Origin of the sequence: Sodalis glossinidius str. 'morsitans' (assembly GCF_000010085.1) — a bacterium.
Taxonomy (GTDB): domain Bacteria; phylum Pseudomonadota; class Gammaproteobacteria; order Enterobacterales; family Enterobacteriaceae; genus Sodalis; species Sodalis glossinidius.
The window spans coordinates 2790215-2803252 of record NC_007712.1 but is presented as its reverse complement, the minus strand read 5'-3'; the positions used below and the strand labels follow the sequence as shown (position 1 = coordinate 2803252).

The 13038-nt window shown below is 53.4% G+C and carries 12 protein-coding genes, 1 tRNA gene and 7 pseudogenes; 15 read left to right on the top strand and 5 right to left on the bottom strand.

Annotation, left to right across the window (positions count from 1 at the left end):
- Window position 1: 1 nt before the first annotated feature.
- Complete coding sequence (locus SGP1_RS14850) at window positions 2-529, top strand: tail fiber domain-containing protein (RefSeq protein WP_041867052.1); 528 nt, start codon at window positions 2-4, stop codon at window positions 527-529.
- 582 nt (window positions 530-1111) lie between these two features.
- Here the strand turns inward: SGP1_RS14850 and SGP1_RS14840 are convergent.
- Entirely contained in the window at window positions 1112-1588 is a 477-nt protein-coding gene (locus SGP1_RS14840; protein ID WP_050747719.1) for a Panacea domain-containing protein, read from the bottom strand.
- Window positions 1589-2161: 573 nt separating this feature from the next.
- Between SGP1_RS14840 and SGP1_RS29955 the strand changes: the two genes are divergently transcribed.
- Complete coding sequence (locus SGP1_RS29955; protein ID WP_148203530.1) at window positions 2162-2521, top strand: hypothetical protein; 360 nt, start codon at window positions 2162-2164, stop codon at window positions 2519-2521.
- Window positions 2522-2997: 476 nt separating this feature from the next.
- Here the strand turns inward: SGP1_RS29955 and SGP1_RS14835 are convergent, their stop codons facing one another.
- From SGP1_RS14835 to SGP1_RS33900, 4 genes and pseudogenes are all read right to left on the bottom strand, one after another.
- Window positions 2998-4266 (bottom strand): tyrosine-type recombinase/integrase, encoded by a 1269-nt coding sequence (locus SGP1_RS14835; protein WP_011411466.1) that lies wholly within the window; start codon window positions 4264-4266, stop codon window positions 2998-3000.
- Window positions 4267-4429: 163 nt separating this feature from the next.
- A tRNA-Arg gene (locus SGP1_RS14830) sits at window positions 4430-4504 on the bottom strand.
- A gap of 269 nt (window positions 4505-4773) precedes the next feature.
- Window positions 4774-5494: pseudogene (locus tag SGP1_RS14820) on the bottom strand (formate/nitrite transporter family protein).
- Window positions 5495-5758 carry a hypothetical protein gene (locus SGP1_RS33900; RefSeq protein WP_243466039.1) on the bottom strand — a complete coding sequence of 88 codons (264 nt, stop codon included), beginning with the start codon at window positions 5756-5758 and terminating at the stop codon, window positions 5495-5497.
- A 284-nt stretch (window positions 5759-6042) separates the two neighbouring features.
- Between SGP1_RS33900 and ccmA the strand changes: the two genes are divergently transcribed.
- From ccmA to mlaA, 13 genes and pseudogenes are all read left to right on the top strand, one after another.
- Window positions 6043-6678 (top strand): cytochrome c biogenesis heme-transporting ATPase CcmA, encoded by a 636-nt coding sequence (ccmA, locus tag SGP1_RS14815; protein WP_011411465.1) that lies wholly within the window; start codon window positions 6043-6045, stop codon window positions 6676-6678.
- Window positions 6666-7043: pseudogene (ccmB, locus tag SGP1_RS27785) on the top strand (heme exporter protein CcmB); the annotation flags it as partial. The gene ccmA and the pseudogene ccmB, both read left to right, overlap by 13 nt.
- Before the next feature lie 112 nt (window positions 7044-7155).
- Window positions 7156-7797, top strand: a complete 642-nt coding sequence (gene ccsA / locus SGP1_RS14805; RefSeq protein WP_011411464.1) for a cytochrome c biogenesis protein CcsA — start codon at window positions 7156-7158, stop codon at window positions 7795-7797.
- The gene (ccmD, locus tag SGP1_RS14800) at window positions 7797-8033 is read left to right on the top strand and encodes a heme exporter protein CcmD (RefSeq protein ID WP_011411463.1); all 237 of its coding nucleotides are present in this window, start codon (window positions 7797-7799) and stop codon (window positions 8031-8033) included. Before ccsA ends, ccmD begins: the two co-directional genes overlap by 1 nt.
- Window positions 8030-8441 (top strand): annotated as a pseudogene (gene ccmE, locus SGP1_RS14795) (cytochrome c maturation protein CcmE); the annotation flags it as partial. The gene ccmD and the pseudogene ccmE, both read left to right, overlap by 4 nt.
- A gap of 41 nt (window positions 8442-8482) precedes the next feature.
- Window positions 8483-8716 (top strand): hypothetical protein, encoded by a 234-nt coding sequence (locus SGP1_RS36585; protein WP_050747718.1) that lies wholly within the window; start codon window positions 8483-8485, stop codon window positions 8714-8716.
- Window positions 8664-9723, top strand: a pseudogene (locus tag SGP1_RS25760) (cytochrome c-type biogenesis CcmF C-terminal domain-containing protein); the annotation flags it as partial. The gene SGP1_RS36585 and the pseudogene SGP1_RS25760, both read left to right, overlap by 53 nt.
- Window positions 9720-10262, top strand: a pseudogene (locus SGP1_RS14785) (DsbE family thiol:disulfide interchange protein); the annotation flags it as partial. The pseudogenes SGP1_RS25760 and SGP1_RS14785, both read left to right, overlap by 4 nt.
- Before the next feature lie 7 nt (window positions 10263-10269).
- A complete protein-coding gene (locus SGP1_RS14780; protein WP_011411461.1) occupies window positions 10270-10734 on the top strand; it encodes a cytochrome c-type biogenesis protein in 465 nt (154 codons plus the stop codon).
- A pseudogene (gene ccmI, locus SGP1_RS33895) lies at window positions 10731-10922 on the top strand (c-type cytochrome biogenesis protein CcmI); the annotation flags it as partial. The gene SGP1_RS14780 and the pseudogene ccmI, both read left to right, overlap by 4 nt.
- Window positions 10923-11109: 187 nt before the next feature.
- A pseudogene (locus SGP1_RS36580) lies at window positions 11110-11448 on the top strand (tetratricopeptide repeat protein); the annotation flags it as partial.
- 183 nt (window positions 11449-11631) lie between these two features.
- Window positions 11632-11877, top strand: coding sequence for a c-type cytochrome biogenesis protein CcmI/CycH (locus SGP1_RS36575; protein WP_424141175.1), 246 nt, complete (start codon window positions 11632-11634; stop codon window positions 11875-11877).
- 62 nt (window positions 11878-11939) lie between these two features.
- Window positions 11940-12698 (top strand): phospholipid-binding lipoprotein MlaA, encoded by a 759-nt coding sequence (gene mlaA / locus SGP1_RS14770; protein WP_011411460.1) that lies wholly within the window; start codon window positions 11940-11942, stop codon window positions 12696-12698.
- Window positions 12699-13038 lie beyond the last annotated feature (340 nt).

Genomic DNA, 13038 nt, shown 5'->3' with positions numbered 1-13038 from the left:
TTTGGCGGCATGGACAACGGATGAAGAGAGGATTGATAAGGCAATAACTGATTTTAAAACGCGCATTATAATAAATGACCATTTTGAGCATCGTCTGATACTGGCTAAAGGCAATGATTTGAAGTGGTTCGTTTTTAAGGATGACGGTAGCGCTTATGCCATGCAGGGTCACTGGCAAAATAACTCGGACCGGCGGATAAAAAGCAATATTGAGAAAATAGAAAATGGCCTTGAAAAGGTCGAAACGCTGACGGGCTATACGTATGTCCTTGCCGAACATCGCCAAGCGGGTGTGATGGCCGATGAGCTGGAAAAGGTCTTGCCAGAGGCGGTAGGTAATTCGGGTGATTACCATGAGAGTGATGGCACCGTTGTTAAGAATGTGAAATCTGTGGCTTACGGCAGTATCACTGCGTTGCTGATTGAAGCGATAAAAGACCTGTCCACGAAAATGAAAGTGCAGCAGGTTGAGATAGATGCGCTTAAAGCGTCGATGCCTGTGGTGCAGGATGCGGATAGTCCGAAATAACCTGTCCGTCGAATAGAGCCTTACCCCGACCGCTGAGCGCGGTTTTTTTGTGCCTGAAAAACGTAAGCCCCGACTGTAGCAAGCAGTGCGGGGCTTTTTCATAAATCTTCATCAACTTCAAGACGACATGAACAATAGCAAACCTGAAGATAAATTTGGAGATGATCTCATGATAAAAGCAGAGACATCGTGACAAGGGGCTGATACCGCAGCGAAAATAATTGCAATCTGCCGTGGTATTCGGTACATTTTGACGCCGATAGCCTGGGTTATCTGCACTGCGTCGCTTACGGCGCTGTAAGGCATATATGGAAATTGTGAACATTACACCTCGCGAGATACGGCGTATTTTTTGGCATATTATCGCGGGGATATCAGTTTTAGTCGTTGTGTTTAAGGTGGTCGCGCTTCTTTGATGAAGCGAATTAATACGGGAGTTGCGACTTATGATTAAGCGATTACCAGGCTGGAAGTTCATTATGCTGTGGTTGGTGCTGTTCACCGCCTCCACAGGCTACCTGATGGCGGCTATCCTTCATGCCATCAAATGACCCTCGGTCCCTCAACGAGCCGGGGCAGCTGTCAGTGCCTCTGTGCGAACTGGCTGAGCTCGGACTTATGCCAGCGTGTCATGGTATCGGTGAGCATGAAGGCGTTGCTCTGGCTGGCGTCCTTCTTTTGCTGTAGCTCTTGATCTTCATGTTCACTGCGAGCCATTTCATGTAACTTCCAGCCTGAATACTGACCATAGATACGATGGACTTTGTCGAGTATAGCTGCTTCATCAGGCGTAAATTTGCTCATGTCTATCTTGACTGGTGGGACTGGTAGCGGCTCATTTTTATAGTATCGGTATCTTAGTTTCAGTGCATGCACAACAGGACCATCGGGGGAGGCTTCAACTTTTTCATTGAATAATGGTTTTCCAAGCAGCGATAGGGCAAAGACCTGCGCATAGTAAACAAGTCGTTGCAATTTAGTGCTGGTCATCACATCCCCGCAGCCCTCGTTTTGATTTCGGACCAGAAAATAATTTGCTAAATCGAAACAATCTTTCATACACCACTCCTTTGTATAAACGAAAACCAAATAACCACACATCCTTGTAGATGAACTCCAAGTATTTCATACCTTGACAGAAATTAATTTTATATTTCGCTTGATGTTGTTCGTGTAATATCTACAGATTAAGATAGAGTTTTTTGTTCGTATTCAACGCAATGCATCCGATTCCGTTGACTGTTGCACTCCAACGCAAAGTAATATGTACACTGGCGTTTAATCTTTGTTGAACATCCACGGTAGCCACAGCCTCTCTGACTTCAATTCCTCTCCCAACAGCATCAGGCATGCATCCATTCACCGATATCGATTTTAAGGCACCTGTTAGCTTGATAGAGACGCTTTGCCAATGTCTGACATCGATTACCCCTAGAATAGAAATCTTCTCACAATGGCGCACAGACGCTCTCAGGCATGATCGCGTGAGCAGTGAAGTGATTGACGATGTCGGTTGACGTGCACCTGTCTATATTTTGAACTACGAAAATTTTGTAGTTCAACTTTTAAGCAGAAATCAGCTTCCACGACTCCACGGCAGTGGAACTTTGCAAAATCCGGTAAAAGCTGCCGATGAGCACTACTTTTGAGGGTGGCAAGGGGGTTGTGTGCAGCAAAAGCCGCAGCCGACAAGGCTTCCGGGGCAGTTGTCCAGCACATGAGCCAGCCAGAGAGGGAGCTTTTCCAGATGATTTTATCGATAGCTCGGTAGTTTCAGGGGGAGGATTGATTGTTTCAAAACGGGGGCTGGTTGTTTCAAGATTTTCGACAATGTCATTATATATCATGAAGATAGTGATTTTGAAACAACTGAAACTACCAAAACAACCCTCTTTTGCTTATATTACAAAAAAAGTTGCTGTCGCGTATTTAGTGTTCGTTTATCTTTCACATCCCACGGAGCCATCCCTCCGTTTCAAACGGGCTGATTAAAATATCACCACCAAGCAGCTATAGGGGGGCTTGCGCACAGATAACCTATTGAATACCAATGACGATTATGGATTTGTCCAGCGGTATAGCATGGCAATTAATTTTTCCCCCGTTTCGGGGAATAATGACCAAGAAATAACCAACCGTCTTATAGTCAGTCGGTCATCTGCATCCAACCACGTCGCTAAAAGTTAACTGGTTCATTCCCCTTTGACTTGCGCACGTCTGAAAGACTTTTCCAGGTCCCCCCACCCGAAATGACTTCCCCGGTTACCGATATCCAACGGCCGTACGCTTCACGGAGACCTACAATATTTTTGTAGGTCGTGGGGTATGCCCAGCAGAATCGGCATGGCGCAAGGTCTGGAGAGATTTTGTGCAGCCATGCGTGAGCTTGGTAGGCATGAACCCCTGGTGTGCATTCGCTCGGTGGCTGGCACATCGTCCATATTGTGAACCAGTAATATTTGATGGCTTTAATCGCCTCTTCCATGGCGCTTGGCGAAATCATAGGGGGATATGTAATGCTCTCGGTTGGCATCGAGGTAATCCGCCCACCACTGCATCATTAGACGGCGCTCTTCAAGATGCTTGGTGGTGTGGAGATAAGCGGCCTTGACCCCGTTACGCTCGATATGGCTCATCTGAAGCTCTATTACATCATCAGCCCATAAACCCGACTCACCCATAGCTCCTCTTGCCATAGTCCTAAATCCATGCCCACAAATCTCGGTTTTGGTATCATAGCCCATAACGCGAAGAGCTTTGTTAACAGTATTTTCACTCATAACACCTTTAATATCGTGGTCTCCAGGGAAAATATGTGCTTCATCACCACGCTGTACTTTAAGTTGCTTTAATAATTCTATTGCCTGCTTACTGAGCGGTACTAGGTGAGAGGATTTCATTTTCATTCCTCGTTCAGAATAACGAACTCCAGCAATAGGTTCGCGTTTGGCTGGTATTTCCCATAACGCATGCTCAAAGTCAATTTCTTTCCAACGAGCAAAACGTAACTCACTAGATCGTACAAAAGTTAATAGATTTAATTCTACGGCTATGCGAGTTATTTTTCGGCCTTTGTAACTAGTTAATCGTGCAAAGAATTGGGGTAACATGATGGGTGCTAATGCAGGATGATGAACACTTTTGGGAGGAATTAATGCTCCTGCCATATCCAGCGCCGGGTTCGTTTCAATGATTTCATTTTGTACTGCATAACGCATGATTGACGTTATTCTTTGCTGGATACGTTGAGCTACTTCGTGTTTTCCATTCTCTTCCACAGCTCTCACTACTGCTAGGAGATGGCGAGTTTTTAGTTGACGTATATCATTTTTACCGATAATTGGGAATACATATTTCTCAAGACTATTAAGTATCAAGTTACGTGTTACGTTCTCCCATCGTCTGTTATTGGAGTGCCATTTTCGAGCAATTGATTCAAAAGTAAACTCTCCATTATTCTCTGCATGCTCCTTTTTTTGCACCTTCTTAGGATCCAAACCTTTCGCGAGAAGTTTTTTGGCCTCATCGCGTTTAGCTCTAGCTTCAGCCAAGGTGATCGCAGGATAGACCCCAAAGGACAATTTATCCTCTTTTCGGTCACTAGGACGGTGATACTTCATGCGCCAGTACTTTGAACCTCGTGGTGTAACCTCCAAATACATTCCTCCCCCGTCGGAGAGTTTGTAAGATTTTTCTTTTGCTTTAGCTGTTTGTACCTGTCTGGGATTTAGCTTCATATGGGGCTCTTTTAAAATCGAACCAGTGAGAGCCACAAATAATGCCCCAAACCTAGAGACGATTGCAATAGACTTCTATTGACTCAAGTAGAGTAAGTTTCTTTGTAATATAATCTTTTTTAAGGAATGTGTAGACTTTGGTGAACTAAAGCAGACGAGATGATGGCGTCCCCGACAGGAATCGAACCTGTAACTAGCCCTTAGGAGGGGCTTGTTATATCCGTTTAACTACGGAGACACGCTAAACGGCGGCCAGTATAGCCTATCTGGCCGCGGAAATAAGCATCTGGCGGCGCGTTTGCTCAATTCCTGGTCAAACAGCGGCGCGGCCGGTTTTCTGGGGCGAAAGCCTGAGGTCTCATCGCCCCTCGTCAGCGTGGCAAAAGCGCCGCTTTATTCTGCCGGCCGCCGTGGCATCTATCTGGTCGCGGTACGCGCCGGCAGGCACGGCGGAGCCGTTGGGGTCTTTGTCCGGCCCTTAAGGCTTTCAGTGCTCGCCGCCTGATGTCATTGTTGCCGATTGCCCAGCCGCTCGTCACCCGCGGGCGCTCCCCCTTTCGCCGCTGTTTTACTGTTTTTAGCGGCCGATGCCCGCCTATGATGGCTCAAATCGTTGCGTATTTGAGCATGGCTTATCAAGGCAAAAATAAAGGTGCCACCCACGATATTGCCCGCTAGGGTCGGCAGCGCGAACGGATAAAAAAATTGCCACCAGGGGATATTGCCATTAAAGACCAAATACAGGATCTCAACCGATCCCACGACAATATGGGTCAAATCGCCAATGCCCATCAGATAGGTCATTAAGATGATGATAAGGAGTTTATTATGATCCAGACCAGCGATGCGATGATCCAGCCTGAGATGATGGCATTGCAAAACATCTCGCCCGAGGTGTTAGTCATTACCTCCTCTGAGAGAGTGACGAAGGCCGCGGCGCGTGGCGACGTCGAAGACCGGCAGATGAATGAAGGCGAAAGCCATTAACGCCGTGCCTATCAAGTTGCCCACCAGCACTACGCTCCAAAGCCGCATGAGAATGCCGAAATTATGGCGGGTGGGTTTGTGTATGAAAGGCAGAACGGCGGTTAAGGTGTTTTCCGTAAACAATTGCTGGCGCGCCAAAATGACGATGACGAAACCGAGGGTATAACCCAGATTTTCGACAAAAAAGCCTACAGTGCCCTCGGGTGTGAAAAAGACCTTTCGCCATTAGCGAGGCCCCCATCTACAGGCCGGCCGCCAGGGCGGACCACCACAACTCCAGGCTGTCCCGTTCCAATTCTTTCTCGCCCTCCTGGCGGATCTCTTCGTGAATGGCGGCGGCGGGCGAGGGCAGATTTTCCTCCTCGACTTCTATATCGGTCCCTTCTTCATTCTCCTGACTTTCTACTTCGTGAGGTTGATCGCCGGGACGCGAACGTGCTTCCTCCCCAGGCGGGTTCATATCATTTTTCCGAGCGGCAGGGTTTTTTTCGCGGTTTTGACGCATAGATTCTTCCCGATAGGCGACTCACAGGGTGACAAACATCATAAGCGTAGCGGCTGTGGCATCATCAGTCGCGTAAGTGGGATGTACCTAACGAAAAAAATGTCCTGCTATAATTTGTGGTTAATGAGTAACAAAATTTTAACGTTACTGGTTTTTCGCTCGTTTTATTGATCTAATACAGGCTATCGTTCATTGGCCGTGAATCGCGTCGGCGCGTAAGTGTTTTCCGTGGCGCCCCGTGATAGGAAGCGAACCATTGTTAATAAAGAGTTTAATGTCCAACGTTGGCAATTCACAATCTGGCCTGTGTCCGCGATGAGCGGCAATTATTTAGCGGATTGAACGAGGAATTTGCTCCCGGCGATGGGGTGCAAATTGAGGGATCGAACGGTGCCGGCAAAACGTTGCTATTGCGGATTTTGGCCGGGCTGACGCCGCCGGATGCGGGTGAGATACGCTGGCGTCAGCGCCCGCTGCGTCAGTGCCGCAGCGACTATTATCGTGAGCTGGTTTATATCGGCCATCGGGCGGCAATTAAGCCTGTTCTGACGCCCCGGGAAAATCTAACTTTTTATCAAGGGATTACCGGTCTACGCAATGATTACGCCATTTATCGGGCGCTGGAGCAGGTCGGACTGCTGGGATATGAGGACGTGCGCGCGGCGGGGTTGTCGGCAGGGCAGCAGCAGCGTATCGCTCTGGCCAGGCTGTGGCTGACGTCGGCCTCGCTGTGGATTCTGGATGAGCCGCTTACGGCTATCGACCATCAGGGCGCCCAGGCGCTTGTCAGGTTATTTGAGCAGCATTGTGCCACCGGCGGAATGGTGATTATGACAACTCATCAACCGCTGCCGGCTTCACGTTATCGGATGCGCAAGGTTGCTTTGCGTATGGCCGAGGCAACGTCATGTTTTGGTTAGTGCTACGCCGTGAGCTGCGGCTGGCGCGGCGTCAGGGCAATGAGCTGGTGAATCCGCTGTGGTTCTTTCTAATTGTCATTACCTTGTTCCCATTGGGAATCGGGCCGGAGCCAGCGTTGCTCAGGCTATCGCGCCGGGGATCATTTGGGTGGCGGCCTTATTGGCCTGTCTGCTCTCTCTTGAGCGGCTGTTTCGTGATGATGTTCAGGACGGCACACTGGATCAATTGCTGTTGTTGCAGGCGCCGTTGCCGCTCACGGTGTTGAGAAAGGTTTGCGCTCATTGGCTGGTCGCTGGTCACCGGTTTGCCCCTGCTGCTGATGTCGCCGCTGGCGGCGCTGCTGCTATCGCTGGATGTCGCCACGCCGTTATGGCCGTAAGCCGGAAAAGACCGTCGGCCGCTTTTCGTGGCGTGACCCGGTTGAGGCTATCCTCCGGGCAATGCGTTTACCGTGTTAACTGTGAGCAATAATTATTATGTTGAAAGTGCTTCATCAGTGGGCCAAACCGGAACGGCTATATTACATTTGCGGGCGGTGTATTCCTTGGTTCGCCATCGCCGCACTCTTTACGCTACTGCTTGGCTGGGTTTGGGGTTTTAGCTTTGCGCCGCCGGACTATCAGCAAGGCGAAAGTGTTCGCATCATGTATTTGCATGTGCCGGTCGCGATCTGGTCGATGGGCATTTATGTGGCGATGGCGCCGGTGTTTACTCTTATTGCGTTGATAACCGGATCCGCCTGGGGCAAACCCATGTGGGGAACCTGGTGGGTATGGGATGCGAGGCTTACCTCCGAGCTGGTGCTTTTGTTCCTCTATCTGGGTGTCATGGCGTTACATAACGCCTTCGATGACAGGTGCACCGCCGGCCGCGCTGCCGGCATCCTGATTCTGGTCGCAATAGTCAACATCCCCATCATCCACTTTTCCGTGCAGTGGTGGAATACCTTGCACCAGGGCTCCACCAACATGCAGCAAACTATCGATCCCAGTATGCGTACCCCGCTGCGTTGGGCGATTGGCGGTTATCTGTTGTTCTTTATTACCGTGACGCTGATTTTATTCCAGGAGCGTAAACGTCCCTGGGCTATCGCGCTGGCGCAAAAGGAGCGTCTATGATGAATCCCGCATTTTCTTCCTGGCCAGCCTTTCTGGCAATGGGCGGTTATGCTTTTTACGTTTGGCTGGCGGTCGCCGCCACCTTGCTGTCACTAGTGATATTGGTGGCGCAGACCCTCGTCGCGCACAGGCAACTGCTGAACGCTATCCGCCGCCAGCAGGCGCGTGCCGCAAGGCTGCGCCAGGGCGCCTCTCGCCTCACGACGACGATCCCCCCCCCGGAGAGAGACCAGTGAACCCACGTCGTAAAAGCCGTCTATGTCTTGCGATGGTGGCGGTTATTGGGGCCGCGGTGACGCTACGCGCTGCGCGCCAATATCGACCTATTTTATACCCCAAGAGAAATCTTCGGCGGTAAAGGGGAAGCGCACCAATTGCACCACGTCGGTCAGCGTTTGCGCATCGGCGGCCTGGTCATGCCCGGCAGCGTAAAGCGCGATCCGCAAACGCTACAGGTCACCTTTAAAATCTACGATGCCGCCGGCGCCGTGGCGGTTAATTATGTGGGTATTTTGCCCGATCTGTTCCGTGAAGGGCAGGGCGTCGTTGCGTAGGGCATATTGGCGCTGGGGAATCGGGTAGACGCCCGGGAGGTGCTGGCAAAACATGACGAAAAATACACCCCACCCGAAGTGGCCAACGCAACGCCGGCAGTGCAAAGTAGGGTTCAGCCCCGGGAGCAGACATGATCCCGGAACTCGGCAATTTTCTGCTTTGTCTCGGCGCCGGCCTAGCGCTGCTGTTAAGCGTCTATCCACTGTGGGGCGCCAGCCGACAGGATGCGCGCATGATGGCGGTGGCGCGCCCTTTGACTTATGGCGTGTTTATTGCCCTCGCGGGCGCTTTTGCCTGTTTGGTCCAGGCGTTTAGTCCAGGCGTTTATCGTCAACGATTTTACCGTCGCCTATGTGGTGAATAACTCAAACAGTCACCTGCCGCTTTATTACCGCATCGCTGCCACTTGGGTGGCGTACGGGGGATCGCTACTGTTGTGGATGCTGGTGGTGGCCCACTTTAGCCGCACTATGCCGGCGGAGGCCGTGGTGCGGGTATTGGCGGTAATGGTGATGATTGCCTGCGACTTCCTGGCGTTTATTTTGCTGACCTCCAACCCTTTTCGCCGCACGCTGCAGGGGATTCCCATTGACGGGCACGATCTGAATCCGGTGTTGCAGGACATCGGTCTTATCTTCCATCCGCCCTTGCTGTATATGGGGTACGTGGGGTTTTCGGTGGCGTTTGCCTTGCTATCGCTTCGCTGGTTGCCGGCCGGCTGGACACGGCCTGGGCGCGCTGGTCACTGCCCTGGGCGCTGGAGGACGAGATACGCGGTATGACGGTGGTGGGGCTGATTATGTCGCTGTGGGTGATTGTCCTCAAGCTCATGGAGCTGCATGAGCGCGCCAGCCATCGGCACGGTTTCTGGCGCGGTCTGACCCATTTGACCCGTAGCCATTGGGGCATGGTGCACGGCCATTTGGGCGTAGCGGTAACGGTCATTGGCATTGCCTTCAGCCAGAACTATAGTCTGGAGCGCGATGTGCGTATGCAACCCGGCGACAGCGTGACTCTCCGAGATTACCAATTCGTCTTCCGCCGGCTGGAGGCGCTGCACGGGCCAAACTATACCAGCGCCGCGGCCGGCCAGAAGCAACGCTGCAGGCGGAAAAACGCCTTTATACCGTCTCGCGCACCGTGATGACCGAAGCGGCGATAAGCGGTGGTCTCACGCGCGATTTGTATGTGGCGTTGGGGGAGGAGCTTGACGGCGGCGCCTGGGCCTTGCGCCTTTATTACAAACCGTTCGTGCGCTGGATTTGGCTGGGCGGTCTGTTTATGGTTGCCGGCGGGGTTTGCTGTCTGCTTGACCCGCACTACCGGGCGGCGAAGAAGGCCCGCCTGACGGGCAGCGGGGCGTCCTTATGAGCCGCAAACTGCTGTATATTCCCCTGGTGCTGTTTTTGCTGCTGGCGCTCGCCCTTACGGTGCAATTGGCGCACAATGCCCATGGCGACGATCCCACCCGGTTGGAGTCGGCGCTGATAGGAAAACCGTTACCGTCATTGACCCTGGCGTCCCTGGACGATCCCGGCAAGATTTACAGTCAAGCGCTTTTGCGCGACGCGCATCCCTGGTTGCTCAACGTCTGGGCCACCTGGTGTCCCACCTGCCGCGCCGAGCATCAATTTCTCAACGGCCTTGCCGCCTGGGGCGTCAGGATCGCCGGCGTAAATTACAAAGACAGCCGTGCGAAGACAATGGCCTGGCTTAATACCCTAGGCAATTCCTATGCGCTAAGCATATTCGATGGCGACGGTATGCTCGGACTGGATCTGGGCGTCTATGGCGCACCAGAGACGTTTCTCATCGATGGTTAGGGGATCGTATGCTATCGCCACGCCGGCGATATGAACGCCCAGGTCTGGCGCCAGGACGTCGAGCCGCTGTATCGCCGGTATGGGGGGAGCAAAAATGAGGCGCGCGCCGATATTGGCCTTGCTGGCCGGTCTGCTGCTGAGCGCTGCCGCGGCTGCGGATATTCATCAATTCAGCAGCGAGGCTCAAGAACAGCACTATCGCGCGTTGATAGGCGAGCTGCGCTGCCCGAAATGCCAGAATACCAGCATCGCCGATTCCAATGCCGTTATTGCCGGTGATATGCGTGATAAGGTCTATTCCCTGATGCAACAAGGCCAGAGTGATCAGCAAATCATCGATTATATGGTGGCGCGTTATGGCCGTTTCGTGACCTATACGCCGCCGTTAAATCCGCTGACTCTGCTGTTATGGCTGGTACCGCTGCTGTTTGTCGGGGCGGGCGCAACGGTGGTTATCGTCGGGGCCGCCCGGCGCAAACTCCCCGCCGGCGCATTGTCGGCGGCGCAAAAGCAGCGTTTTGCAAGGCTTCTCCCGCCCTCGGACAGGAATGCGCCATGATAGTCTTCGTCTTCCTCGTCGTCTTGCTGTTGCTTATAGCATGCGCGCTGTTTGTGCTGCCGGCGTTGGGCTATGGCGTTAAGTCTGCCGCCATGAGCCGCGATCAACTCAATACGCGCTTTTATCAAAGCCGGCTCGACGAGCTGGCCCACGACGAGCGTGAAGGCGTAGTGAGCGAGCGGGCGCTGCATATTGAAGATTTACAGCGTGTGCTGCTGGCAAATATCCTGGCGGCGCCCGCTACCGCGCTGGGTGCTGGCGCCAGGGGTGGTGGTGTTGGTCGCGCTGGGGCTGTATGCGCTGATCGGCGGTGCGGGTCAGGTAGTGCGCTGGCGGCAGACGGTGAAGGCGTTTCCTGCGCTGCGGGCGCGCGTGATGGATACCCACGGGCAACTCCTGAGCGCCGAGGAGTTGTCTCGCTTCGCGGTCGGCCTGCGCGCCGAGCTGCAACATCATCCGGAGAACCTGCAAAATTGGCTGATCCTGTGCCGTTTGGGGGTGGTGCTCAATAACGCCGAGTTGGCGACATAGGCGTTCGCCCAGGCCCGGCAACTGGCGCCCGAAGATGACACCATCGCGCTGGATTACGCGTCGGTGCTGACACGTTCTGACGATCCGGGGGACAACGGCGCAGGTAACAGGCTGTTGCAGGTTATTCTCGCCAAACGACCCCATGACCTGCAGGCGCTTAATGAATATCAGCAAAACAATGATGCCCGGGCTGTCGCTTTGTGGCGCGAGGTGCTGGCTCGTTTACCCGCTGCGGATGCCCGCGCCGATGCCATCCGCCAGCATATCGAGCAGGCAAAAGCGCAGGGTGGGCTGGAGCAGGCGGCCCTGACCGTGGTCGTTACCCTGTCGTCGGCCGTCGACGCCTGGTTGCCGACTCAAGGAACCATGTTTATTTCCGTCAGCGATGGACAAAGTCCAATACCTGTAGCGGTAAAACCTTTGCCGTTGATTCGCTTTCCGTTATCGTTATCGCTCGACGATAGTAATGCCATGATCCCCGAACGTTTGCTTTCTGCCCAGCAGCGGGAAAAGTACTGGTCCGAGTGGCGCGCGACGGCACCGCGCAACCGTAGCGCGGTGACTGGTTCGGCGAGAGTGCGACGCAGCCATTCGGCGGCAACGGCAGGGTAGCGGTTGAGATTAACCAGCAGCTCCCCTAGCGATGGCATAAGAATATACAACGGAGTTTTATAATGAATTTTCGCCTGTCAGGTGTGGCGTTTGCCAGCGTCCTGCTTCTGGGGTGCGCTACTCATCAAAATCAGGACTACCAGGGCCGGTCGGATCCTCTGGAAGGCTTTAACCGCAGCATGTTCAATTTTAACTACAACGTGCTGGATCCCTATGTAGTTCGCCCGGCGGCGGTGGCCTGGCGAGATTATGTGCCGAAGCCGGCACGTAACTGTTTGAACAATTTCTTCACTAACCTCGAAGAGCCCGCCACCATGGTCAACTATTTTGTAGAAGGGAAACCCTACAAGGCGATGGTGCATTTTAACCGCTTTTTCCTGAATACCTTGCTGGGGATGGGGGGCTTGATCGACGTGGCCTCGATGGCGAACCCGAAACTGGCCAAAGAGGAGCCGCGGCGTTTCGGCAGTACTCTGGGTAATTATGGCGTCGGTTATGGTCCCTATGTGCAGCTCCCCGGCTACGGGAGTTTCACGCCTCGTGAGGACATCGGCGGATTGGTAGATGATCTTTATCCACTCTTGAGCTATCTCACCTGGTGGATGTCCGCGGGCAAATGGGCGTTGGAAGGACTGGAAACACGAGCGCAACTGCTGGACTCCGACGGCCTGCTGCAGAACTCGCAAGATCCTTACGCCATGGTGCGCGCCGCCTATTTCCAGCGGCATGATTTCCTGGCCAGCGATGGCGTGTTGACACCGCAGGAGAATCCGAACGCCGAAGCGATCCAAGGCGATCTCAATTCGATAGATGCTCAGTAAGCGACGGGCCGCGCCTGCCGCGTGCGGTCCTTGGGTCGCCGTCCTGCCGGCCCGGGGCGGCGGGGGGCATAGCCGCACAGCCGGCCATGCGGCGTACCATCTGACCATGGCCGCGCTGTCGGCATTGCGGTGTTCCGTTTGACAATGACCACACAGCCGGCATGACATCGCGCCGTCTCACCATGGCCCGCAGTTAGAAATGGGGTGTGTTGTCGTTAGCGAGATAGGGTCAGCGCCGCTCGTCGACCGGTGGTCTGTTTACCGTTCCGCTACATCGGTAACGCCCAGGAAATACTCGCTGATTTCCCGTTACCTTTGGCGGTAAAAACGCGTCTTTAGC

What these genes read in the sequence shown, in the direction of transcription:
- ccmD (WP_011411463.1), top strand. Translation starts at nt 7,797, where the DNA reads ATGAATCCCGCATTTTCTTCCTGGCCAGCCTTTCTGGCAATGGGCGGT.
- SGP1_RS14780 (WP_011411461.1), top strand. Translation starts at nt 10,270, where the DNA reads ATGAGGCGCGCGCCGATATTGGCCTTGCTGGCCGGTCTGCTGCTGAGC.
- SGP1_RS36575 (WP_424141175.1), top strand. Translation starts at nt 11,632, where the DNA reads ATGTTTATTTCCGTCAGCGATGGACAAAGTCCAATACCTGTAGCGGTA.
- SGP1_RS14835 (WP_011411466.1), bottom strand. Translation starts at nt 4,266, where the DNA reads ATGAAGCTAAATCCCAGACAGGTACAAACAGCTAAAGCAAAAGAAAAA.
- SGP1_RS29955 (WP_148203530.1), top strand. Translation starts at nt 2,162, where the DNA reads ATGAGCACTACTTTTGAGGGTGGCAAGGGGGTTGTGTGCAGCAAAAGC.
- SGP1_RS36585 (WP_050747718.1), top strand. Translation starts at nt 8,483, where the DNA reads ATGATCCCGGAACTCGGCAATTTTCTGCTTTGTCTCGGCGCCGGCCTA.
- SGP1_RS14840 (WP_050747719.1), bottom strand. Translation starts at nt 1,588, where the DNA reads ATGAAAGATTGTTTCGATTTAGCAAATTATTTTCTGGTCCGAAATCAA.
- SGP1_RS33900 (WP_243466039.1), bottom strand. Translation starts at nt 5,758, where the DNA reads ATGCGTCAAAACCGCGAAAAAAACCCTGCCGCTCGGAAAAATGATATG.
- ccsA (WP_011411464.1), top strand. Translation starts at nt 7,156, where the DNA reads ATGTTGAAAGTGCTTCATCAGTGGGCCAAACCGGAACGGCTATATTAC.
- mlaA (WP_011411460.1), top strand. Translation starts at nt 11,940, where the DNA reads ATGAATTTTCGCCTGTCAGGTGTGGCGTTTGCCAGCGTCCTGCTTCTG.